We start from the raw sequence: 22,507 nt of genomic DNA, 5'->3' as shown, positions 1-22,507 counted from the left end.
CAAGCCGCCCGTCCGCCGTCGTGCGCTGTGGTTCAGGTGGTGCGGTTCGCCTTGGCGAGGTTCTCCCGAAGTTCATCCGCGTTCTGCCGAATGACATAGGCGGGACGGTCACGCTCGACCCGCCAGCTGTCTGCAAGGGGCCCGATGTTGACGGTGTCGAAACCGAATTCGTCGTAAAGCCTGGTGACGAGCTCCGCTGCTTCCGGGAAGTCGCTGGCGGTTGCCAGGGCACGACGGTTCGGTGTCCCCGCGGGAGTGCCGTCCGTCGTGATGTCCTTGGCGAAGATGTGGTTGAAGCCCTTTGCCACCTTCGAGGTGGGGAGGTGCTTCTGGAGCAGGCCGGACGTGGTTGCTTCACCGTTGTCCAGCTCCGGAATGCGTCCGTCGCGCTCCCAGTAGTAGTTGTTCGTGTCGATAACCACCTTGCCTTCGAGCGGCTGGGCGGGAACGTCCCGGTAGTTCTTCAGGGGAACGGTCACGACGGCGAAATCGCCTGCCGCTGCTGCTTCGGCCGCCGTCGCGGCCCGGGCGCGCGGCCCCAGTTCCGCGACGAGGTCGCCGAGGGTCTCGGGTCCGCGTGAGTTGCTGATCACGACGTCGTAGCCGAGTTCGACCGCCTTGCGTGCGACCTGGCTGCCAATGTGTCCTGCACCGATAATTCCGATTGTTGTCATATCCACGCCAACAAGAAGTTGCAGGCGCCTATTTCCAGCGTTACGGATTATTTCCAAGGGCTTATACTAAGTAGTCTTACTAAGCTGTTTTTCATCGAAAACGAGGAGGTAGCGATGGCCGGCCGTTTGGAACTGGTGGAAACGCCCGATGGGGGATATCGGATTTTGATGGTGGATGGCGGGGATTGCCTGATGGGTTTGTCCAAGCGGTTTTCCACGGTGGATGACGCCGTTGAAGGGGTGGCTGCGATCCGGGAAGTGGCCGGCACCGGCCTGCTGCAAACCGGCTCTGCGGAGCGGTACGCCGTATTGATGTTGGAAGAGCCCGTGATTGATTCCGCGCTCGCCGCCCAGGGGACGCGGACACAAGCGAAGGTGGTCAACTGTGGCAACTGAGGCGACGTCAAAGAAGCGCGGTGTCCTGTTCGACGTGGACGGCACCCTGATTGATTCGAGCTACTTCCACGCCATGGCGTGGTGGCAGGCGTTCCGGCGGGAAGGGTTGGACGTCGAAATGTCGGCCATCCACCGGCGAGTCGGCATGGGAGGCGACCGGCTCATTCAGAGCTTGGTGCCGGAGCCCTCGGAGGACTTGCAGGAAAACCTCAAGTCCTCGCACAGCGCGGTCTTTTCCACCTTCTGGCCCGCGCTGCGGACCTTCGAATCGGCCCGGGATCTCCTGGCAGCCTGTTCGGAAGCCGGGCTGGCGGTCGGATTGGCGTCCTCGGCGCAGGATCGCGACCTTGAGGTCAGCCGCAGGCTCCTCGACGCGGGATCCTCCATTGATGCGTGGACGAGTTCCAATGACGCGAAGGAGAGCAAGCCCGCGCCCGACATCCTGGAGGCGTGCTTGGAGAAGCTCCACCTGGAACCACAGGACGTGGTTTTCGTGGGCGACGCTGTCTGGGACGTAAAGGCCGGCTCTGCCATTGGCGTTCCGGTGATCGCGCTGACCTGCGGCGGAATCAGCGAGGCCGAATTGCGCGACGCAGGTGCCGCGGAAGTCTATGACAATCCGCGGCACCTGCTCGAAAACCTCGAAGGCAGCCTTATCGGGAAGCTGGCCTAGCTTTCCCGGCTGATTCCCTTGTCCCGGCGGCGCCGGTTCCGCAGGGTCCAAATGATTAGCGCGATGATGATGACGGCGGCAACGCCCGCCAGTACCCATGGCACGGCGTTGGTTCGTGTCTGCTCCTGGGGTTCGGATTCTCCCGTGCCGGGGTTGGCTGGTCCGCTTCCTGCGGGGTTAGGTGTGCTGGGCGCACCCGAGGATGGCCCGGGGTTGGTGGGTGTCTGCGTTGACGGGCCCGAGGGGTTGCTTGCATCCGGCGAAGGCGTTGCCGTGGTGGCGGCTACGCTGCCCTGCGCGTGGACGGTGGTTGCGGCTGCCGCCGGGGCTGCGGCGTTTGCTGCGGCGGTGGTGGATGCCATCGACCCGGCAAAAAGGGCCAAGGCGGCTGTAGTTATGGCTAACTTACGAAGCATTGGTATCTCCTGAGTAGGGGGCGTGTCCTCAAATCCTCATACTCGTAAGCATACTGACTAAATCCTTGCGGGTGGGTAGTCCTGCGGGTGCCGCTTCGGGAGTTCGCCCGCGAGATCCTCAACGTCGATAGCTTCGTCGATCTTGGGAACAGTTTTGAGGAAACCGGCACTGATTACCTCGACCAAGCGCTCAGAGCCCCAATGTGGCAGCGCCTTGATCACGCTGGGTGAACTATATTCCGGTCGACACCTGAGGCGGACACTGTGGTGTCTCGAAAACCTAATGCTTCCTGAGGCAGTGCTGGTCGGCGCTCTCTTCAGGAGCGGAAGCCGTCGAAAATCCTAAAGGCTGGGGATTCACCGATGACGGAGTCTTGTTTAGTCGCCTCTCCGGGAAGTGTCTCAGCAAAAGCGGGGGAGGGGCCTTCGAGCCAGGTCGAGAGCTGTTTTGAGGATTGCCGTAGGAGGATTCCTGACCGCGCGCCCGCCATCCATTCGATTCATATCTCCGTTTCTGACTCTGCTAAGCCGGTGGTGGCCCCGTTTGTAAAGGAGACCACTTTGTTTCGTCCAACTCGGCCGGTGTTGCAGCCCCCAACAGCAAAAAGTCGAGGCAACGCCGAATCTCAGTCGCGAATTTCTGCAGCATCGGTATGACGTCGTGCTCGGCCTCCTTATGGGTGAGCTGCACCTTCATGGCCGGACGGAGGATTATGCGGCCGACCGCTCGAACTGAAGCTCCCGCGTGCATAGTCCCAAGTACCGCTCCATCGCTGAGTTTTGTGTCTGGGAACATTTCCACCCACGGAACTGCCTGGTTGTCCGGCTCCTCGTACTCGAATGAGCCGCTGAGGTTTATCTCGTGTAGGTGAGCCGAAACGGTCAGGACGTCACGGTGCTTGTCCTGAATGTCGAGGTCGTGGAGCATCGACAGTATCGAGAACTCTCCAGCTTGTAGGTGGGTGAACGGTTGCATAATGCGGAGCCGCTCCTGGAATTCTGGATTTATCTCGCCGACCCAGTCCTTGAGTGCTTTTTTCCATTGCTGCTCGTCAGAGCAGACTGGAAAGTACACCGACTTGGGGCGGGCGGGCTTGGCGTCCTTATAGTGAGCCATGCCCCACGCAACGGCATCACGGGCGCTGCGAAGGTTATGGATGGCGTCGCCCATGTCCAGCGACCAGCTCTCCTTCGGGATTCCCCTAGGTAGTCGAGCTGTGAAGTCGATCGCCTGGCAGTCTCGGCGTAACACTGCATCTATGGACACTGCAGCACTTGCTTGCCACTCAAAGAATCTGGCTTGAAGGAGTGCGATGTGCGCGTTGCCTCGACTCCATTTGAGGTCGGCCCATGTTGTGAAGTTTAGGCCGCCAACGAGGCGGATGGGCTCGTCGGTGGGTGCTTGGTCATTTTCATCGGCAGATTCCTGAGACACGGCTCCAGCATGCCATGCTGCACCGACGTTCAATGCACACTGCGTTCCTGTGGCGACATGGGACATCCACAGATCGATATCCGGTCCGTCGCCATTACCAACAACCCTATTCAGGATTCGTGCCGCTGGATGCCCTGACATATTCGTAGGAGCGGGGGGATGAAATTCACGCTGGAGCAAGAGGGTCCTGCAACTTGTCGAATCTCCTTGTTTATCTCATCAATGGATCCTTTGATGAGATCCTCTTGGTTGGAGAGGGGTGACCCTCCATGTTTGGCTCGCCTTGGATACGCCCGCGTCAGCCTGGGCTGACCAAAACACCGATATGCAGATCCGGGAGCTGGAAGCAGCTGGGTGCGAGCGGATCTGTAAGGACCAGGGAATCAGCGGGTCACGGGCAAGTCGTCCGGAGCTGGACCGGATGCTGGACCGCCTCGGTCCCGGAGATGAAGTCGTGGTGTGGAAGCTGGACAGGTTGGGACGAAACACTCGCCACCTGCTCGGGCTCTTGGACGATTTCAAGGCGCGAGGCATCAAATTCCGTTCCCTAAGGGATGGCATCGCCACTGATCCGGCCAGCGAGGTCGGGGGAGCGATGGCCCAGGCGATTATCACCATCATTTCCGCTTTCGCCCAACTTGAACGGGACCAGCTTTCCGAGCGCACCAAGGCCGGCATGGCGGCTGCAGCTGCTAAAGGACGCAACGCAGGCCGCCGGGAAATCACGATAGACCACGAGAAGGTCAAGAAGGCACATGAACTGAAAACTCGCGGTCTCAAGCCGGGAGACATCGGTAAGATCATCGGAGCCAGCCGCGCCACCGTCTACCGATACCTCGGCATGGATTCCTGAGCGACAGAGATAACGGTCCCGCAAGTTGTCTTTGTGACTGTTGTCCACGGCAGGGGATTCGGGACAACATCCGGGACGGAAATATTACGTGCTATCGGCCTCGCGCACCCTCTTAGCATGAGGATCAACATCCCCAAAGGAGTGTCCTTTGCCCGGGCGTTCAAGAGGGACTTGTCCATCTTTGGCGCTTTGTTGCTAAGCGCGGGCCAGTTGGCCCATTTTGGGGCAAGGCCGATGTAGGGAGACGCTCTGCACCAGCGAACGGATGTGCACTGCCTCAGAGGCACTTGTTGGCTAGCCGATCTTCGTCCAAGTGCCGCAATTGCTGGATTTGAAGCCTTCGCCTGATGAAACGATTACCGATACGCCGTCGGGGGCGAAATCGACAAAGTCGTTAGCAACGATGTCGCCTCCACCGGTGTTGCGGGACCAATAGCACCCCTTGACGCCGGGCTTTGTCTTCCAAGTTCCGGGCTCCATGGTCTGGCCGACGATCATGGTTCCGTCGACGATCCGGGGGTTGCTAACTGTGTTCCTCAGGACAGCCGCGTGCGGGGCGTCAGGACACACGGTCAAGGCCATCTCTGATTCGGCTTGACTCTCGATGGTGGTTGCCAGCTCCGTATAGGCGCTGTCGAGCTTTGCGCAGAGGTTCATGATCCTTTCAAGCGTCGATCCGGGGGTACTGATCTTCACACCCTTTGCTGCAACAGCGGCAACGAGCTTCATCTCGCTCGGCAGCAGCTCGGTTTTGCTCGATAGTGGTATCCCGAGAACTTTGATAGAGCAGGCGGTCCCGCCGTCCTTATAGTTGATGCCGACCCATACATCCTTGAACGTCGTGTATTCGCGGCTTTGGCCCACTCCACCGCACGTATACGTGTAACGAGTAGCAATTCCCGCTTCGGCGTCGGCGACCGCAGCGGCGGCTGCCTTTGCCTTGACGCCTGCGAGGAAGTCCTTCTCAGAGATGTTGACCTTGACGTCGACGTATTCATTGCCTGAGAAGCCTCCCGAGGCTGGCGAGGTGGAAATGATGACGACGGATTCATCCGGAACAGTCTCGCGTTGCCAGGGTTGTTCCCCGTCAGCTCCGACGATGCGGGCCCGGTAGTCCAGACTGTCCAGCTGGGACTTAGCTTCTTGGTAGGTTTTCCCGACGAGGTCGGGAACAATCGCCCGGTGCGCTGCCGAGGGCGATGCTTTGATTGACGATCCACCCGATGATGGCTGCTTCTCCCCTTCCCCACAGCCGGTGAGCGCGACGACTAAGACTGCCAAAAGGGCAGGGATGCGGAGCTTCATGTCCCCCAAGTTTTCTTTTTCAAGGCGCGGTGATGATGGTCGCCTAATTAAGCCGGGCAGGTGATGGCGCAACCTTACGGCCCAGGCCCTTTTGCTAGGAAATGACCATGTGGCTAGTCGTGCTTCGTCTAAGTGGCGCTAAACAAGGCCGGAGTCGATCAAGGGTGCCCTATGGCACACTTTCGCAATGCAGCCGACTTCTAGAAATATGTCATCTGGTCTGAAGCGGAGTGTCCTTGGGGATGTTCCATATCCAGGAAGAGGGACAGCGGTTTGCATCACACCATCGGAGAGCGCCCCTGCTGATGGTGGGGCATAATTGCGGCATGACTGAACCCTCGGACTACGAGCTCGATGCGTGGAACAACATCCAGCGCTTCAAGGGTCGCCCAATTTCGCAGGCTCTGAGACACGCCGGCGAGCAAGTCGCCGTCAGCGCTGAAGAAATCGGTAAGCGTGCCAAGCAATACCTTGAAGATCGTTCAGGAGCCCATTCTGTCATCGGTCGTGGGCAGAAAATCGTAGCCAAGGGCGCTCATGCAGTCAGCACCGGAGCACGCAAAGCCAAGGACTCCATTCCCGACGGCATCAGCGACTGGGGTGGGGCTGCGTTTGGCTCCATGAGGCAGGCGGCCGGGCGCATTTCACGGGCCGGTCTATCTCCTAAACAGGTTGTTGCGAAACACAAAAAGAACGGCCACGACGTTACGAGGCTCTCCGACTTGCGTCACCTCGACCTTGAGCAAATCGACGTTGTCCGCGGGAGAGGTATGAGCTGGGGCTACCCTCTTGCTGCAGCTCTTTCGGGGGCCGGTGCAGGACTGGTGATCTCCGGAGGGGAACTCGCTGTCCCCGTCACCGGCGGAGCCGCGGCTGCGCCTTCAGGGGCAGCAATCGCCGGGGCATTCGTTGGTGACGCTGCATTAGTTCTAGGTCTCGCGTCCCGCTCCGTCGGTCACATATCTCTGCTGTACGGCTACGACCCCGAAGAACCAGCGGAGAAACTTTTCGTTATGTCTGTCGTCAACGCTGGCACGGCAATGTCAGCCAGCGCGAAGACTGCCGCGATGGCTGACATTTCACGGCTGACCCAGGCACTCGTGCGTGGCAAGAACTGGGCGGTGCTCTTGGATATGTCGCTCGTAGCCCAGGTCTCCAAGAAGTTTGCGGAAAAGTTCGCTTTTCGGCTTACCAAGCAAGGGCTCGGCAAAGTCGTCCCGGCAGCCGGGATCGTCTTGGGTGGCGCTTTCAATTGGGCCACTCTGGAATCGATTGTCGACGTCGCAAATATTGAGTACCGGAAGCGCTTTCTTCTTGAGAAATACCCGCACCTCGCTAATGACGAGGCGGCCGACTCGTTTTCCGATGTCGATCAAGACGCCACCCAATACGGGGACGACGAGGGAATCAGCGTGCTAGGCGAACTCGCCGAGACAGGTGGGCCAGACCTCCGCTAACGGGCTTGGCGAGGACACAATCATCCACCTCGTCAGAAAAGTGGACGTTCCTGAGTGGCACATCGAAGCAGGGCAGCTGGCCGTTGACGCTACTTTGCGAATTCAAAGACGATTTCGGCGTCGGTATCGACGCCTGTGATGATTCCGGAGTAGAACGTCTTGGTCTGCTCCTGAAGCGCGGCCTCGTTTTGGGCTATATATTTCTGCTTGTTCTCGTCGCTGAGAATGTTGTTGATCATGCGGGTTTGAACGGCGGGCGGCGTCAGCCAGCTAAGCGCTTCGCTGCTCTCCATTGGGTCTTCGAACACCGGATCGTCGAAGCCGATGCCGACGAACTGAGGAATGGTCACCCGGAACGATGATGGGCTGTTCTTTTCGATCTTGACCTGTGACCCATCGATGCCTAGTTTTGCGTTGAACTTGTACTGGATCAGTGTCGTTTTCTCGCTGGCAGGTACGGCGACGCCGAGAATTTCCCCTGTGCTTTCATGCCTCGCGACACCCTCGATGTGAAGACTTACCAAGGCAACCTCCTGCACGCGCGTGACCGCCTGGACTACTTGCGTATCTCGTTCGTTGGAGCTGCTGCCGAGCATCGAACTGAGAGCCAAGGCATTAAGTCCGCCAGTTGCAAAGGCCGCGCCCAGTCCCGCAATACCCACACCCATGATCAGCAGGACGGGCCAGAGCCGAACCTGTACCCTAAAAAATTTCATGACGATTCAATCCCCAAGTCGTTCGATGCCGAAATGCCCTTCCGCGCTTGTGGAGTGATCCAAATGGATCACCCGGTCAAGTCTTTCCGAACCTTATACGCAAGCGGAAGCCGTCCGATAATCGCACACCCCAACGACCATTCTTAGGTTCAGGACCTCATTGAGGCCGGCGGTCGGCGTTAATGCGGAAACGCAAACCACCGGGCCGTCGAACGTCCGCGCGGACATCGATCTTTCCTCGTGGTCCCGGGGGTGCCGCGCCAGGAAGAGCGGCACCCGCCCCTCGCCAATACAGCTAACGCGTGAGCTTGGCCGAATCCGGTTCCGGGTCGCCGATGTGACCCGGCGCGTTGGCTGCCAGGACACGTTGTACGAACGCGCTGTACTCCTCCATATAGTGGCGCAACAGCGCGGCGGTCCCTTCGTCCTTAACGGAACCGTCGTCGTCGTACGCGTCTGCCACGAAGCGGATGTACGCCTCGGGCGCATTCAGCTGCGGCGCGTCCAGGAAGCTCAGAACGCTCCGCATGGATGACTGCATCACTGCGGTGCCGATGCCACCGGGCGAAGCGCCGATGATTCCGGTGGGTTTCCGTGCGAACGAGTTGGTGCCCCAGGGGCGCGAGCCCCAGTCGATGGCGTTCTTCAAGGCGCCCGGGATGGAACGGTTGTATTCGGGGGAGACGAACAGGATCCCGTCCGACGCCGCGATGGCATCCTTCAACTCCCGGCCCGCGGGCGGGAAGTCGGCATCGTAGTCAGAGCTGTAGAGGGGAAGATCCTTGATCGCGATTTCATGGAATTCGAGTTCCGGGGGTGCGACGCTGATCAGCGCTTTGGAGAGGACCCTGTTGATGGAATTGCTGGCCAGGCTTCCAACGAAATAGCCGATTTTGAAGGTGTCCATAGCGGCGTTCCTTTCCGACGGCGCGGCCGGAACCGGCTCGTCGACGGTGTGGTGGCGGGTTGACCCGACTCAACCGACACTAGTGGACTTGTTCACATAGCGCAGCCCCCTACTCCCGCCCGGACCCTCGCGGTCATAGACTCATGCCAACTGGTTTCTGGAGCGTTCCGGAAGAGGGGTGGCGGGTGAAAGCAGGCATAGCACGCGAAGCGCTCGACGGCGAGCGGCGGGTGGCAGCCACGCCGGAAACAATCAAGCAACTAGTGGGCCTCGGCCTGGCGGTGGACGTTGAATCCGGCGCGGGGCTCGCCTCCGGCCACAGCGACGACGACTACCGCAGCGCAGGAGCGTCCGTGGTGGGGTCGTTGGACCTCGGATCGCTGGACGTCTACTGCCACGTGCGTCCCATGGAACCGTCGACGGCGGGAGCCCTCCGCCGGGGTTGCGTCACCGTTGGCCTGGGGTCGCCGTCGTCGGAGTTGCCTACCGTTAGGGCGCTCGCGGCCGGCGGAATCACCGCTTTTGCATTGGAACTCGTACCGCGCATTTCACGGGCCCAGTCCATGGACGCACTGACCTCCCAGGCGCTTGTGGCGGGCTACCGCTGTGTGCTGGAGGCCGCTATGCGGCTGCCTCGGTTCTTCCCGCTGTACATGACTGCGGCCGGAACCATCCCCCCGGCCCGCGTTCTGGTGCTGGGGGCAGGGGTGGCCGGGCTGCAGGCCATCGGCACAGCCAAACGGCTAGGCGCCCGGGTCTCGGCCAACGACATCCGGCCGGCGTCAGCCGACGAGGTTGCCTCCATGGGCGGAACGTTCATCAAGCTGGACCTCGAGACAGCAGAGGCCTCCGGGGGATACGCGCGGGAGCTCAGCGAGGACAGGGGAGCGCTTCAACGGGCGCTTCTGACACCGCACGTGGCACAGGCCGATGTGCTGATTACTACTGCTGCGGTTCCGGGCAGGCGGGCGCCCCTGCTGGTCAGCCGCGACATGGTGCAGGGCATGAGATCGGGATCCGTGGTGGTGGACCTCGCCGCGGAATCGGGCGGGAACGTGGAGGGAAGCATTCCCGGGCAGGACATTTCCATCCCCACCGGCGACGGCCAAGGCACAGTAACCCTGGTGGGAATGAAGGATGTGGCCTCGGCGATGCCCGCAGATGCCTCCCGCTTGTATGCCAAGAACGTGGCCAACCTGCTGGCGTTGATGACCCGGGATGGCGTGGTTTCCCCGGACTTCGAAGACGAAGTGGTGGCCGGGACCTGCCTCACCCACGAAGGCACGGTCCGGCACGCACCCACGGCGGAAGCACTCACCGCGCTCGCGGGCGGGGAAGCACCCTTTGGAAGTATCCACCCCGGGACCGAAGGAGGGCGCTGATGGACGGCATGAGCCTGTTGACAATCACTGTGCTGGCCGTGTTCGTGGGCTTTGAGGTTGTTTCCAAAGTCTCCAGCACCCTGCACACGCCCCTGATGTCGGGTGCGAACGCGATTCACGGCATCATCCTGGTAGGGGCCATCATCGTGGCGGGCCAAGCAGGCGATCCCTGGGTGTTGGCGGTCGCCCTGCTCGCTGTCGTCCTGGCCACAGCCAACCTCGTGGGCGGTTTCGTGGTGACCGACCGGATGCTGGAGATGTTCCGGGGAAGGCAGCGGCCGCCGTCGAAAGCCGACGCCGCAGCAGGTGCGGCTGAGGAGCGCCGCCCGTGACACTGTTGAATCCCACCTGGACGGCACTCCTGTATCTTGCGGCAGCAGCCTGTTTCATCCTTGCCCTCAAAGGCCTGAACTCGCCGCGCACGGCCCGGCGGGGAAACCTGATCGGGGCAGTCGGAGCCCTCCTGGCCGTGGTGACCGTGTTTGTTTCGGTGAAGCTGGATAACGTGCCCTGGATACTGGGAGCTGTTGCCGTTGGTGCCGGAGTGGCCGCTCCGGTTGCCCGCAGGGTGCAAATGACGCAGATGCCGCAGCTGGTGGCTCTTTTCAATGGCGTGGGCGGTGGCGCTGCGGCCTTGGTTGCCTTGCTGGAGCTTTCCCACACCAGCGACTCCTGGGTCCGCCTGGCGATTGTGTTCACCTTGCTGGTGGGCGCAGTCTCTTTCGCCGGCTCGGGAGTGACCTTTGCGAAACTCCAAGGCCTCATGACCACCCGGCCTGTGACCTTCCCCGGGCTTCCTGCGCTCATGGCCCTGGTGCTGCTGGCGGCAGTGGGTGCTGGCGTTGCAGTGATCCTGAACGGTTCGCTGCTGTTGGCGTTGATCCTCCTGGTTCTTGGCCTCGTTGCCGGCGTCCTTCTGGTGCTCCCGGTAGGTGGGGCCGATGTCCCGATCGTCATCTCCCTGCTGAACGCGTTTACGGGTTTGGCCGTAGCTGCGTCCGGACTGGTGCTGGGGAACGTGCTGCTTTTGGTGGCCGGGACCTTGGTTGGGGCGTCGGGCACCATCCTCACGCGGGCCATGGCGGCGGCGATGGGACGCAGTGTTGCCGGCATTATGTTCGGCGCCTTCAAAGGCGGGTCCACGGCCGGATCCACCGCTGTGAGTGAGCGGCCGGTGCGTTCGTCCAGTGCCGAGGACGTGGCGGTCCTGCTCGGGTACGCGCAACGGGTGATCATCGTCCCCGGCTACGGCCTCGCGGTGGCTCAAGGGCAGCACACGGCGGCTGAATTGGCGCTGGCCCTGGAATCGCGCGGAATCGAAGTGGACTTCGCCATCCACCCCGTCGCCGGGCGCATGCCCGGACACATGAATGTCCTGCTGGCGGAGGCCAATGTTCCTTATGAGTCCCTCAAGGAAATGAGCGAGATCAACTCCGAATTCAAGACCGCGGACGTCGCCTTGGTAGTAGGCGCCAACGACGTCGTGAACCCCGCCGCGAAGACCACCGCCGGTTCACCGATTTACGGGATGCCCATCCTGGAGGTTGCTGACGCACGGCAGGTGGTGTTCCTCAAACGCTCCATGCGCCCCGGGTTCGCAGGGATTGAGAACGAACTTCTCTACGAACCCCAGACCACGCTGTTGTTTGGTGATGCCAAGGACTCGTTGACCAAGGTACTCGGCGCCGTAAAGGCACTGTAGCGTCATTAAGTTGTGGGCACGGATTAATTTGGCCGGGAATCGCGTCATGGACTGAGCCGTGGCAGCACACCTCCTGTACAGGGTTTGTAGAGGACGCGAGGAGTCGTCGGTTGAAACAGGGTGCGAAAGATTCGCTGTTCGGGGTCAGCTTTGATCGATCAGGGGGCAGGCGGGTGTCCGACTGGAGGTCACTCGTGGGTCAAACTGTCCAGGTCCTGAGCGGCAAGGAAGTGGTGGACGAGGGAGTCGTGGATGCGGTGACGTTTGATGGCAGCGTCCTGTGGCTCCGCCAGAAAGGCCCCATTGGCCGGCGGTTGGTGATGAAGGAACGCGGTGTGGCCGTCAAGGTCCGCATTCTCAAATAGGGGTTCGCTTCCTTCCCCGAGGTCCAGGCCCCGGCTTGCTGGCGGCAGGGGGTCTTTTCGACTCGGGGTCCACGTCCTAAGGTGAACGATAGGAAGTAACCTGTCCTTCCCGATCGCACCATGAACGAGGTTGAGCCTTGACCATGAAACTCAACAAGAAGGCATTCGAGAACGCGAAGCATCTGATCCGTGATGGCAAGGCCGTCAAGGACACCAGGGACGACTGGAGCGAGCATGCCCCTTCCACCGGGGATGAAAACTCGTTCCTGGACAAACACGGACATGCCGAATACTCAAAGTGGTTCCTCGGCGTGGACGACGAGCATCCGGATGACCAAAAGGGACACTACAAGTTCCCGATCGGTGACTTCAAGAAGGTCCACCGCTGTGCAGTGATCTCGGCGGAGAGCAGGGCGGGCCAATACGACTACGACGACATCCGTGATGCTCTGGGCAAACTGCTGGAGAAGATCGACGGCGACTAACCCGCCGCGGGGGCCGACCCCGCGTTCCTGCCCGGTTGCTCCATGCCAAATCATGGTCACCGCGTGTCCAAGGGGCACGCGGTGACCATAAGAAGCGACCGGAAGGGACGCGGCGGGCGGTTGACTCCCGTCCTAGGAGGCCTTGGTTGCGGTAAACATCTGGCGCAGGGTGAAGAAGCATCCAAGGGCACCGAAGAGCAGCGCGAGCAGGAAGTCCTTCATGTATCCGCTGATGAACTCCGGGTTGTATGCGAGGTTGTTGGCCATCAGGGCCCAAGGTTCGGAATTCATGACCATGGCCAGGGGCTCGCGGCCGAGGAACTGGACAGCGTCGAGCCACACGCCACCGACGAATGACGACAGTGCCGTCACCACAGTTACGCCGACGACGATCCACACGCCTTTTCGGCTCAGGGCTCCCGCGCCAGCTACGTAGAATTTGGCGGCCATGACGGCGGCGGCAAATGTCACCAGGGAGGACATCCACCCGAGGCTCCATATGGCCATCCACAAGGTAACGCCGATGGGCAGGGCAGCCAGTGCAAACAGGGCTCCGCGTCCCACGTCTTCGCGGGGAGTAACAGAGATGGGTTGGCCGTAGATTGCTTGGATGTGTTGGGCTTCCGGGTGCCATGCCGGAACGTCCGGGCCGGTCCCTTCGGGAAGCCGTACGCCGTACTGCGGTTCGGGTGTGTTGGTGTTGTTCCCGGCAGTTTCGGGCGTGCCGGAGTGAGTGTTTTCAGACAAAGGTCCCCCATGGGAAAGATGCGAATGGTGGACAAATATTCGCACGTTGGAAGTCCAGGAGTGCCTCACGACACGAATCCTGCAGGCGACCGGGATACCGTCAGTCCCTCGCCGGGGTGGGGGCAGGGCCGTAAGCCAGGATTTCGGCCAGTTCAGCCAAGCGATGGGCCCTCGCGGATTCGGCCGGAGTGAACGGCTCGCCCCGGCGGGAGAACAGGAGTGGACCATGCCAAGCGGTGGGAACCTTCAGCACATCCGTGGAACCCACGACGGCGGTCGCGGCCCCGGGTGGCCGACGTTCCGGACTGTTGGGCACTACTTTTGCAGACAGCAGCTCAGCCACGGCGTGTGGGAGCTCGGCAGGATTTCCGGCGACCCGGGCGGCCAGGCTCAGGGCCCTGGTTTGTCCGTCGGCCATGGCCAGCGCGGTGGTCGGCCAGACCTGGGACCCACGCCCGCCGCCGTCGTCCAATGCCTTCAGCAGTTCAACCTCGGTGACCTCGCCCGGGGCGGAGAGGACGAGCTCGTCCATGACGCTGCCACCCGGCCCGGCGCCGTCCATCGGATGAACGTGGATGCTCAGGATGTTGGTCTCCAGACGGGCGAGTGACTGGGTGATCCTCTGCAGGGATCCGGGTTGGTCCAGCACGAGGGTCCGCGCCCGCCACAGGGCAGGCGCCATGTTCAGCTTGTGCCGGTGGCGGAGTGCCGGGGCATGCAACCAGCGCCTGAGGACCTTCGCGGCGGAGGGCTCGGCTACCCAGATCACCAGGACGGTCGCGGTCACGGTGAGCAGCAGGACCTTGGCCAGATAGGGAAGATGGGTTTCCACCACCGCCGCATGGACCAGAAGTTCAATGGGAAGCATGACCGCGATGTTGGCCAGGGTCAGCCTGGCTTTGGGCGGTTCGGGCAGTTGGCCGCAGACATCGCACAGCAGGTCCGCGGTAACGGGGGTCCTCGGGTTGCGCTTCATGGTTTCATGCTGCCCCGCGCCTGTTTCGAACCCGTTGCTGGTGCGTCACGTTCCGGCTACTTCCGGGTAGCCGGCTGTTCCTGCCCGGTGAGTGGCCCATGTATCGGGGCGGACAAAAGTAAAGCCCGGCACTCCCTCAGGGGTAGTACCGGGCTCTACTTGGCCAAACGTGAAAGACCGCAACAACAGGGATGTGCGGCGGGCTGTCCTAGCGGATGGAGTCGTCGTCCAAGTCCCGGGCATTTCCGCGGGCGGCGGCTGCATCCTTCAAGAGGTCGCGGATCTCGGCAAGCAGCGCGGTGTCGGCCGGAAGCGGCTCTTCCTCGGGCTCCTCGGTGGAGAGCCGGTCCTTGACCAGTGAGTTGATCTTGTTCATGGGTGCCACGAAGATGAAGTAGACCACGGCCGCGGTGATCACGAAGGTCACGAGTGCGGTCAGCACGGCGCCGAAATCAACAAAGGTGGCGGGGTTGTTTTCCCAGATCTTGAAGCCCAGGCCTTCGGCGTTCATGCCGCCGGCGGCGGCAATCACCGGGTTGATGATGTGGTTGGTGAAAGCTCCGACGAGTGCGGTGAATGCACTGCCGATAACGACAGCGATAGCCAGTTCGATCACGTTTCCGCGAAGTATGAAGTCCTTGAAACCCTTAAACATGGATGGTCCTCCGGTTGGGTGCGTTGTCTGCCTCAGCAGGAATCAAACTACCATTCCGGTGTTTCCAGTGGGGGTCAAGTGACCAGGGAGGAAACTTGACCCCACTCAGTGCGGGACGGCGCCCCTGAGGATCAGGCTGTAGCTTCTTCGAGTTCGAAGCCTGACACGCTGGCGCCCTTTCCCCGGTTGACCATCAGGGCCAAGAGGTCAAACACCACAGTTGCTGCGGCAACACTGGTGATGTCGGCATGGTCATACGCCGGTGCCACTTCTACGACGTCGGCGCCCACGATGTTGATGCCGTTGAGTCCGCGGAGCAGTGCCAGGAGCTCCCGGGAATGCAGACCACCCATCTCCGGGGTGCCGGTGCCGGGTGCGTAGGACGGGTCCAGGACGTCGATGTCGATGGAAACGTAGACGGGGGTGTCGCCCAACCGCTGCCTGACCTGGTCGATCGCCGCCGGGACGCCTATGACATCCAGGTCCGAGCAGCGAATGATTTGGAAACCGAACTCGTGGTCGCGCAGGAAGTCGTTGCGGTCATACACAGGACCACGGATACCCACATGCATCGACTTGTCTTCCAACAGCAAGCCCTCCTCGAACGCCCTCCGGAAGATTGTTCCGTGCGTGACCGGCTGGTCGAAGTACGTGTCCCAGGTGTCCAGGTGGGCATCGAAATGGAGTAGCGCCACTGGTCCGTGCACTTTGTTGAGCGCCTGCAACATGGGGAGCGCGATGGTGTGGTCGCCGCCGATGGAGATGAGTTTCCTGTCCTGGCTGATCAGCGGACGGGCTTGCTCCTCGATCTCGCGGATGGCACGGGCGATGTCATAAGGAGTGCAGGCGATATCCCCTGCATCCACGACCTGGACTTCGTTGACTGGCTCCACATCGAGCTCCGGGTGGTAACCAGGGCGCAGGAGGCGGGAGGCTTCGCGGACTGCGGCCGGACCAAACCGGGCCCCTGGGCGGTAGGAGGTACCGCCGTCGAACGGTACGCCGACAATGGCAATGTCGTAGTCGGGGACGCGGTCAATCTGCGGCAGACGGGCAAAGGTACCCAATCCTGCGAAGCGGGGAACCTTGGTGGCATCGACTGGTCCGACGGGCTGGTGAGTGGTCATGACAGGGATCCTTCGGTTACTTTATTCGGCTCCGGGGTGCCCGGATTCTTACGGGAGGTGAGTTCTGAAAGGGATTTGTTGGCCGTTTCCGGCGCGAGCAGGAAGGTCGCCACCAAACCGACCAGGGAGATCACGGCGCCGATGAGCAGGGAACCGGCGGCGCCGAAGCTCACTATTGCGATGGGCATCAGGTAAGTGCTGGCGGCAGATCCGATGCGGCTGATGGCGGTACCGAAACCCACTGCCGTTGCCCGCACTGCGGTGGGAAAGAGTTCGTTGGGGTAGACGACTTCGAGGAAGCTGGAGGCGCCGGAAGCCAAAGCGAATACGGCCAAGGCGATGAACAACGGCGCGGCCTGGACGTCGGGAATGAAAGCCGGGATGGCCAAGGCCACCACGATGACCCCGAAGCTCCAGAGAAGCAGCCGGCGTCGGCCGATTCTTTCTACCAGCCACAGTCCGGGGATGCCACCGACAACAAACAACATGGAAATCAGGAACGATCCTCCGTAGAGGTTGGCGTCTCCGTGCATTCCGAAGGATGCCAGAAGGTCAGGGGCGAAGGTGTACACAGCGAAGAGTGGGATCACCTGGGCTGTCCAGAAAATGGAAACAAACAACGTCCGCTTCCAGAACTGGCCCCGGAAAATGTCCAGGAACCTGCCCTGCTTCGCCGGTTCCTCGCTGTCGGAAGCGATATCTGCCAGCCCATACTGCTGTCCGTAGACCTTCTTGATGACTGCATCAGCCTCCCCATGGCGACCACGTGACAGCAGCCAGCGTGGCGACTCGGGTGTCCCGAGCCGGCACAGCAGGGTGATGATGGCGAAGATCGCCGGGCTGGCGACCATCCAGCGCCAAGCGTCCGGTCCCATGTCGCGGAGCAGGAATCCGACGGCGTAGGCGACCGCTGCGCCAACAGCCCAGACCACAAAGGTGGCCCCAAGCAGGCGGCCGCGGTGCTTCTTGGGCAGGAACTCTGCCAGGAGCGACGTGGCGATGGGGTAGTCTGCGCCGATGGCCATCCCCAGGAAGAACCTGCACAGGACTACTTGCCAGACCTCAGTGGCAAAGCCGTTCAGCAGCGAGAAGACGGCCAGTGCTATGAGGTCGGCAATATACATTTTGTGGCGGCCGATCTTGTCCGTGAGCCACCCGAAGACGGCGCCGCCGAAGAAGATGCCTACCAGGCTGGCGGCACCGATCAGTCCAATTTCCCCGGTACTCAGCTGCAGTCCGGGGGTCATTGTGATCAGGGCGATGCCGATGATCGACAACGCGTAGCCATCGATGAACGGACCGCCGGAGGCGAAGAACGTCAGCTTTTTGTGGAACGCGGTCAGTGGGGCATCGTCAATGAGGTTGCTTGTTGCGCTCATTGCAACCCTCTCTCGTGAGTGCTCTTGGGGAGCGGGGAAGTAGTCATTCAATTCTTGGGTGACCGGCGTCACTCCGACTATCCGTAGATCGACTACAAATGATTAAGTTGCATATACATTTGTCTAAACGGTGCTGGCGACCATCCGGCACACCCCGGGAGGCCAAGGCATGGCAATCACCGTCGCTGAACTCGTCGCCGAACCGCAGCTGGGCCTGACAATCCTGGCCGGCTCGGCAGGAATGGATAACCGCATCACCTGGGCTCACACCTCGGACCTGCCCCGGCTCTGGGAGTGGGTCACGGGCGGCGAACTCATGATGACCAACGGCCTCTCCATCCCGGCGGACGCTGACGGGCAAGTGGCGCTCGCGGAGGCCCTGATGGACAGCGGTGCCAGCGCCCTGGCCATCGGAGAGAAGATGCACGCGCCGACCCTGACCGCGGAATTCCTGGCGGCGTGCGATCGGCTCCCCTTGCCCCTGGTCAACATTCCGTATCCGTTGCCGTTCATCGCGATCGCCAGGTCGGTTGCGGAGTCCTCGCTGCTCGAAGAGTCGCGTCGGCTCCGGCAGACGGCGCGCGTCTATGATCTGCTCCGCACCGCAGGTGCCTCCGAGGACCATTGGCAGAGCCTCGTACAGCGGCTTGCGACGGAGCTTGACTCCGAGCTCTTCGTCGTGGATCGCCGCTGCCTCCATCCCTGGCACCCCGATGGGAAGGCACTCCCGGAGTTCCTCGCTGATGCCTGGGCGCCGTCGTCGGGGCAGGTGTCGTTGGCCGGGAAGAACTTCCAGTGGCACCGCGTTCGGGGCAGGCACGTCCTGACCATGGATATCCCCACCCACGCGAATGCGCTTTTGGTGGTGCTGCCCAACAGCGAACCGCACCCGGACGCCGTCGTGCTCCTGCATGCGGCCACCGTGCTGGGACTGCAGCTTTCGCGCATCGTCCTGTCGCTGGAAGGCAGGCACCGCCTAGCGGGTGAGTTCTTGCTCCAGGCCATGGACGGGCGCTTGGGCGCGGCCGAGATAGAGAGCCGGCTCGCAGCTTTTGACGTTCCGCCACAGCGCTTCCTGCTCGCCTCCATGGCTGCGGACGGGTCCACAGCGGACGACGGCGACAGGCTGGCCAACGTGCACATCGAACTGTGGCGGCACGGGGTTGCGTCGGCGTCGTTGAAGCGGAACAACAGGTTCCATGTGGTGGTCCCGGCCGACGTGCCCGACGACGTCCTGGTGCATTGCGCCGGTGTGGATGCCGCGATCGGGATAAGTGCGCCGGCAGCCGTTGCGAATATCCAACGCGCGTTGCAGGAATCCCTCTGGGCGCTTGGTTCGGCCCGCGCCAACAAGCTGGGTGTGGCCCGTTATGCCCAGGGCCCGTCCTGGTTGGGCCTGACCAGTTTCGAGGAAGGGACCGCGTTGGTCCGGCGGCTCCTGGGCCCGGTTTTCGACTACGAGCAGAGCCAGGAAGGTGATCTCATTGTCACGTTGCGGACGTATTTGGACTCGCAGCGGTCCTGGCAAAAGACGGCGGCAACCCTGTTCACGCACCGGCAAACCATCATCTACCGGATCCGGAAAATCGGTGAGCTGACGGGCCTGGACATGGGTGAAACCTCCACGGTGGCCCAGCTCTGGTTCGCCCTTCAGATCCACGAGGCCATGCACGGGTAGGGGCCGCTTGCTTGCACTTTTGCGAAACCCCACGCTATGGTGTGAAGCGTGTCACTCGCGTGACGCAACGCTTTTGATCTGCGGCGGGAGAGTCCTGCCGGTACATCCAGTCAGGCGCCGTAGGAGCAAATCCTCCCCAGGAATCTCTCAGGCCCATGTACCGCCGCGGTTAGGCAACTCTGGAAAGCAGTTCGGGTAACCGGGCTCACCGACGGTGCAAGCAGGCAACCATTCCTGCGGAATCTCTCAGGTCCAATACAGAGCGGGGAGGAACCCACATCATCGTGGCGCTCAGTGGGCGCCTGAATCATGGAGTTCCTCTTGACTGTTCAATCAACCCCCACCGCTTTCGCGGACCGGCACATCGGCGCCCGGCGCCAGGCCGACGTTGACACCATGCTCAAGGCCATCGGCTACGACTCTGTCGACGGCCTGGTGGACGTAGCCGTCCCCGATTCCATCCGCCAGGACACGGCCCTGAAACTGCAGGATGCCCTCACCGAGGTGCAGGTCCTCGCCGAACTGCGGAAGCTCGCATCCAAGAACAAGACCGCGGTCCAGATGATCGGCCAGGGCTACTACGACACCGTCACGCCCCCGGTCATCCGCCGCAACATCCTGGAAGCTCCCGCGTGGTACACGGCCTACACGCCGTACCAGCCGGAAATTTCCCAGGGCCGCCTTGAAGCTCTCCTCAACTTCCAGACCATGGTGCAGGATCTCACCGGCCTTCCCGTGGCGAACGCTTCCCTGCTGGATGAAGCCACCGCCGTGGCCGAGGCCGTGCTGCTGATGCGCCGGGCCAACAAGAACAAGACGGCCAAGGATGGCAAGACTGTCCTGGACGCCGACCTCCTTCCGCAGACCATCGCCATCGTGAAGGGCCGCGCTGAGGCGCTGGGCTTCGAGGTGGAGGTCACGGACCTCTCCGCCGGTCTGCCCGACGGCGACATCAACGGCGTCGTCCTCCAGCAGCCCGGTGCTTCGGGCCGGGTTTTCGACCACTCCGCCGTCATTTCCGATGCGAAGGAACGTGGCGCACTGGTCACCGTGGCCGCGGATTTGCTGGCGCTCACCCTCATCACGCCCCCGGGCGAACAAGGTGCCGACGTCGCCGTCGGAACTGCGCAGCGCTTCGGTGTTCCGCTGTTCTTCGGCGGCCCGCACGCGGCCTACATGGCCGTGCGTGAAGGCATGGAGCGGACGCTCCCGGGCCGTATCGTCGGCGTCTCCAAGGACAACGCCGGCGTCCCCGCCTACCGCCTCGCGCTGCAGACCCGCGAGCAGCACATCCGCCGCGAAAAGGCCACATCCAACATCTGCACGGCACAGGCATTGCTCGCGATCGTCGCTTCGATGTACGCCGTCTACCACGGCCCTGAAGGCCTGAAGGCGATCGCCGAAACCGTCCACGGCCACGCCCGCACCCTTGCCACTGCGCTGCAGAAGGCTGGTCGCGAGCTCGTTGCCGACTCCTTCTTCGACACCCTCACGGTCCGCGTCCCCGGCAAGGCGGACAAGGTCATCGCCGCCGCCGAAGCCCGCGGCATCAACCTGCGGATCATCGACGCCGACACCGTGGGGGTTTCGGTTGATGAAACCACGACGCCGGAAGTCCTCTCCGCGGTAGCCGTCGCCTTTGGTGCCGGTCCGGTGGGGGACGCCTACGGGTTCGAACTGCCCGAATCCGTAGTCCGCACCTCTGATTTCCTGCAGCACCCGGTGTTCAACACGCATCGTTCCGAGACGCAGCTGTTGCGCTACATCCGCAAGCTGTCCGATCGGGACCTCGCGCTGGACCGCACCATGATCCCGCTAGGTTCGTGCACCATGAAGCTCAACGCCACTGCCGAGATGGAAGCCATTTCCTGGCCGGAGTTCGCTTCGATCCACCCGTTCGCTCCGGACCACCAGACGGCCGGTTGGCGCGAACTGATCGAAGACCTGGAAGCCGACCTCACCGAGATCACCGGTTACGACCAGGTGTCCATCCAGCCCAACGCCGGTTCCCAGGGTGAGCTTGCCGGTCTCCTGGCGATCCGCGGCTACCACCTGTCCAACGGCGATGAGCAGCGCAACGTGTGCCTCATCCCGGCCTCGGCCCACGGCACGAACGCTGCCTCCGCGGTGCTGGCCGGAATGAAGGTTGTCGTCGTGGCGACGGCATCCGATGGCACGATCGACCACGACGACCTGAAGGCCAAGATCGAGGCCAACAAGGACGCGCTCTCCTGCATCATGATCACGTACCCGTCCACGCACGGTGTGTACGACGCCGACGTCCGCGAAGTCTGCGATGCCATCCACGAGGCCGGTGGCCAGGTGTACGTTGACGGCGCCAACCTCAACGCGCTGGTTGGCTTGGCCCAGCCGGGCAAGTTCGGTGGCGATGTCTCGCACCTGAACCTGCACAAGACCTTCTGCATCCCGCACGGCGGTGGTGGTCCGGGCGTTGGCCCGGTCGCAGCCAAGGCGCACCTGGCGCCGTTCATGCCCGGTGACGCGAACAGTGATTCTGCCGAAGGCGGCGTCGCGATCTCGGCCTCCCGTTATGGTTCCGCCGGGGTCCTTCCGATCTCCTGGGCGTACGTGAAGCTCATGGGCGGCCAGGGTCTGACCGAAGCAGCCAAGTCCGCGCTGCTGGCCGCGAACTATGTTGCCTCCAGGTTGGATGAGCACTTCCCGGTGCTCTACACAGGTGAAGGCGGACTTGTGGCTCACGAGTGCATCCTGGACCTCCGCGAGCTGACCGCGAAGACCGGCGTCACGGCCGAGGATGTGGCCAAGCGCCTCATCGACTTCGGCTTCCACGCCCCCACCCTGGCCTTCCCTGTGGCGGGCACACTGATGGTGGAGCCCACCGAGTCCGAGGACCTGGCCGAGATTGACCGCTTCATCGAAGCCATGATCACCATCCGTGCCGAAATCGAGCAGGTGGCCAACGGTGATTTCACTGTTGAGAAGTCGCCGCTGCGCAACGCGCCGCACACGGCTGCCGCCGTCGTCAGTTCCGATTGGGCCCGCGACTACCCGCGTGAGCAGGCCGCTTTCCCGGTCCACCACCTCAAGCAGGACAAGTACTTCCCGCCGGTTGGCCGCATCGACGGTGCCGCGGGCGACCGCAACCTGGTGTGCTCCTGCCCGCCCCTTACGGACTTCGAAAACTAAGGACTCCTGAG

Annotated in this window: 22 protein-coding genes and 1 riboswitch; of the genes, 11 read left to right on the top strand and 11 right to left on the bottom strand. The window is 62.1% G+C overall.

Annotation, left to right across the window (positions count from 1 at the left end):
• Positions 1–32: 32 nt before the first annotated feature.
• Positions 33–674, bottom strand: a complete 642-nt coding sequence (locus PYR64_RS18565) for an NAD(P)-binding domain-containing protein (RefSeq protein WP_275776919.1) — start codon at positions 672–674, stop codon at positions 33–35.
• 114 nt (positions 675–788) lie between these two features.
• On the opposite strand from PYR64_RS18565, the gene PYR64_RS18560 reads away from it, so the two are divergent.
• Together PYR64_RS18560 and PYR64_RS18555 are read left to right on the top strand one after the other, a co-directional pair.
• On the top strand, positions 789–1,070 hold the full coding sequence (locus tag PYR64_RS18560; RefSeq protein WP_018780347.1) for a hypothetical protein: 282 nt from the start codon (positions 789–791) through the stop codon (positions 1,068–1,070).
• Entirely contained in the window at positions 1,060–1,743 is a 684-nt protein-coding gene (locus PYR64_RS18555; protein WP_275776916.1) for an HAD family hydrolase, read from the top strand. The genes PYR64_RS18560 and PYR64_RS18555 overlap by 11 nt, the downstream gene beginning before the upstream one ends.
• Here PYR64_RS18555 and PYR64_RS18550 read toward each other — a convergent pair.
• Positions 1,740–2,159 (bottom strand): hypothetical protein, encoded by a 420-nt coding sequence (locus tag PYR64_RS18550; RefSeq protein ID WP_275776914.1) that lies wholly within the window; start codon positions 2,157–2,159, stop codon positions 1,740–1,742. The genes PYR64_RS18555 and PYR64_RS18550 overlap by 4 nt on opposite strands.
• A gap of 523 nt (positions 2,160–2,682) precedes the next feature.
• On the bottom strand, positions 2,683–3,594 hold the full coding sequence (locus PYR64_RS18545) for a hypothetical protein (RefSeq protein WP_275776912.1): 912 nt from the start codon (positions 3,592–3,594) through the stop codon (positions 2,683–2,685).
• Positions 3,595–3,853: 259 nt separating this feature from the next.
• Here PYR64_RS18545 and PYR64_RS18540 point away from each other — a divergent pair, with 259 nt between their 5' ends.
• Complete coding sequence (locus PYR64_RS18540; RefSeq protein WP_275776911.1) at positions 3,854–4,447, top strand: recombinase family protein; 594 nt, start codon at positions 3,854–3,856, stop codon at positions 4,445–4,447.
• A gap of 294 nt (positions 4,448–4,741) precedes the next feature.
• On the opposite strand, the gene PYR64_RS18535 is transcribed toward PYR64_RS18540, so the two are convergent.
• Positions 4,742–5,752 (bottom strand): PASTA domain-containing protein, encoded by a 1,011-nt coding sequence (locus PYR64_RS18535; RefSeq protein WP_275776910.1) that lies wholly within the window; start codon positions 5,750–5,752, stop codon positions 4,742–4,744.
• Positions 5,753–6,078: 326 nt separating this feature from the next.
• Between PYR64_RS18535 and PYR64_RS18530 the strand changes: the two genes are divergently transcribed.
• Entirely contained in the window at positions 6,079–7,209 is a 1,131-nt protein-coding gene (locus PYR64_RS18530; protein WP_275776909.1) for an EcsC family protein, read from the top strand.
• 89 nt (positions 7,210–7,298) lie between these two features.
• On the opposite strand, the gene PYR64_RS18525 is transcribed toward PYR64_RS18530, so the two are convergent.
• Together PYR64_RS18525 and PYR64_RS18520 are read right to left on the bottom strand one after the other, a co-directional pair.
• On the bottom strand, positions 7,299–7,925 hold the full coding sequence (locus tag PYR64_RS18525) for a DUF4230 domain-containing protein (protein WP_079582931.1): 627 nt from the start codon (positions 7,923–7,925) through the stop codon (positions 7,299–7,301).
• A gap of 295 nt (positions 7,926–8,220) precedes the next feature.
• A complete protein-coding gene (locus tag PYR64_RS18520; RefSeq protein ID WP_039243399.1) occupies positions 8,221–8,832 on the bottom strand; it encodes an NADPH-dependent FMN reductase in 612 nt (203 codons plus the stop codon).
• A gap of 185 nt (positions 8,833–9,017) precedes the next feature.
• Between PYR64_RS18520 and PYR64_RS18515 the strand changes: the two genes are divergently transcribed.
• The 5 genes from PYR64_RS18515 (at position 9,018) to PYR64_RS18495 (ending at position 12,766) form a co-directional block, all read left to right on the top strand.
• Positions 9,018–10,214 carry a Re/Si-specific NAD(P)(+) transhydrogenase subunit alpha gene (locus PYR64_RS18515; protein ID WP_275776906.1) on the top strand — a complete coding sequence of 399 codons (1,197 nt, stop codon included), beginning with the start codon at positions 9,018–9,020 and terminating at the stop codon, positions 10,212–10,214.
• Positions 10,214–10,546 (top strand): NAD(P) transhydrogenase subunit alpha, encoded by a 333-nt coding sequence (locus tag PYR64_RS18510; protein ID WP_055973351.1) that lies wholly within the window; start codon positions 10,214–10,216, stop codon positions 10,544–10,546. Before PYR64_RS18515 ends, PYR64_RS18510 begins: the two co-directional genes overlap by 1 nt.
• Positions 10,543–11,916 carry an NAD(P)(+) transhydrogenase (Re/Si-specific) subunit beta gene (locus PYR64_RS18505; RefSeq protein ID WP_055973354.1) on the top strand — a complete coding sequence of 458 codons (1,374 nt, stop codon included), beginning with the start codon at positions 10,543–10,545 and terminating at the stop codon, positions 11,914–11,916. Before PYR64_RS18510 ends, PYR64_RS18505 begins: the two co-directional genes overlap by 4 nt.
• Before the next feature lie 194 nt (positions 11,917–12,110).
• Complete coding sequence (locus tag PYR64_RS18500; RefSeq protein WP_018780338.1) at positions 12,111–12,281, top strand: hypothetical protein; 171 nt, start codon at positions 12,111–12,113, stop codon at positions 12,279–12,281.
• A gap of 137 nt (positions 12,282–12,418) precedes the next feature.
• On the top strand, positions 12,419–12,766 hold the full coding sequence (locus PYR64_RS18495; protein WP_275776903.1) for a hypothetical protein: 348 nt from the start codon (positions 12,419–12,421) through the stop codon (positions 12,764–12,766).
• A gap of 132 nt (positions 12,767–12,898) precedes the next feature.
• On the opposite strand, the gene PYR64_RS18490 is transcribed toward PYR64_RS18495, so the two are convergent.
• The 5 genes from PYR64_RS18490 to PYR64_RS18470 form a co-directional block, all read right to left on the bottom strand.
• The gene (locus PYR64_RS18490) at positions 12,899–13,513 is read right to left on the bottom strand and encodes a hypothetical protein (RefSeq protein ID WP_275776902.1); all 615 of its coding nucleotides are present in this window, start codon (positions 13,511–13,513) and stop codon (positions 12,899–12,901) included.
• A 100-nt stretch (positions 13,514–13,613) separates the two neighbouring features.
• Complete coding sequence (locus tag PYR64_RS18485; protein WP_055973361.1) at positions 13,614–14,489, bottom strand: hypothetical protein; 876 nt, start codon at positions 14,487–14,489, stop codon at positions 13,614–13,616.
• A gap of 208 nt (positions 14,490–14,697) precedes the next feature.
• Positions 14,698–15,144, bottom strand: a complete 447-nt coding sequence (mscL, locus tag PYR64_RS18480; protein WP_055973364.1) for a large conductance mechanosensitive channel protein MscL — start codon at positions 15,142–15,144, stop codon at positions 14,698–14,700.
• A 131-nt stretch (positions 15,145–15,275) separates the two neighbouring features.
• Positions 15,276–16,271 (bottom strand): agmatinase, encoded by a 996-nt coding sequence (gene speB / locus PYR64_RS18475; protein ID WP_018780333.1) that lies wholly within the window; start codon positions 16,269–16,271, stop codon positions 15,276–15,278.
• Positions 16,268–17,650 carry an MFS transporter gene (locus PYR64_RS18470; RefSeq protein ID WP_275776899.1) on the bottom strand — a complete coding sequence of 461 codons (1,383 nt, stop codon included), beginning with the start codon at positions 17,648–17,650 and terminating at the stop codon, positions 16,268–16,270. The genes speB and PYR64_RS18470 overlap by 4 nt, the downstream gene beginning before the upstream one ends.
• Before the next feature lie 169 nt (positions 17,651–17,819).
• Here PYR64_RS18470 and PYR64_RS18465 point away from each other — a divergent pair, with 169 nt between their 5' ends.
• Both PYR64_RS18465 and gcvP read left to right on the top strand, forming a co-directional pair.
• Entirely contained in the window at positions 17,820–19,328 is a 1,509-nt protein-coding gene (locus PYR64_RS18465; protein WP_275776897.1) for a PucR family transcriptional regulator, read from the top strand.
• A 74-nt stretch (positions 19,329–19,402) separates the two neighbouring features.
• Positions 19,403–19,501: riboswitch (glycine riboswitch) on the top strand.
• Between the two features lie 148 nt (positions 19,502–19,649).
• A complete protein-coding gene (gene gcvP, locus PYR64_RS18460) occupies positions 19,650–22,496 on the top strand; it encodes an aminomethyl-transferring glycine dehydrogenase (RefSeq protein ID WP_275776895.1) in 2,847 nt (948 codons plus the stop codon).
• The last annotated feature ends 11 nt before the right edge of the window (positions 22,497–22,507 follow it).

This window comes from Paenarthrobacter sp. Y-19 (assembly GCF_029223985.1).
GTDB classification, from domain to species: Bacteria; Actinomycetota; Actinomycetes; order Actinomycetales; family Micrococcaceae; genus Arthrobacter; species Arthrobacter nicotinovorans.
Note: the sequence above shows the minus strand (reverse complement) of the source record. Positions and strands in the feature narration are given on the sequence as shown.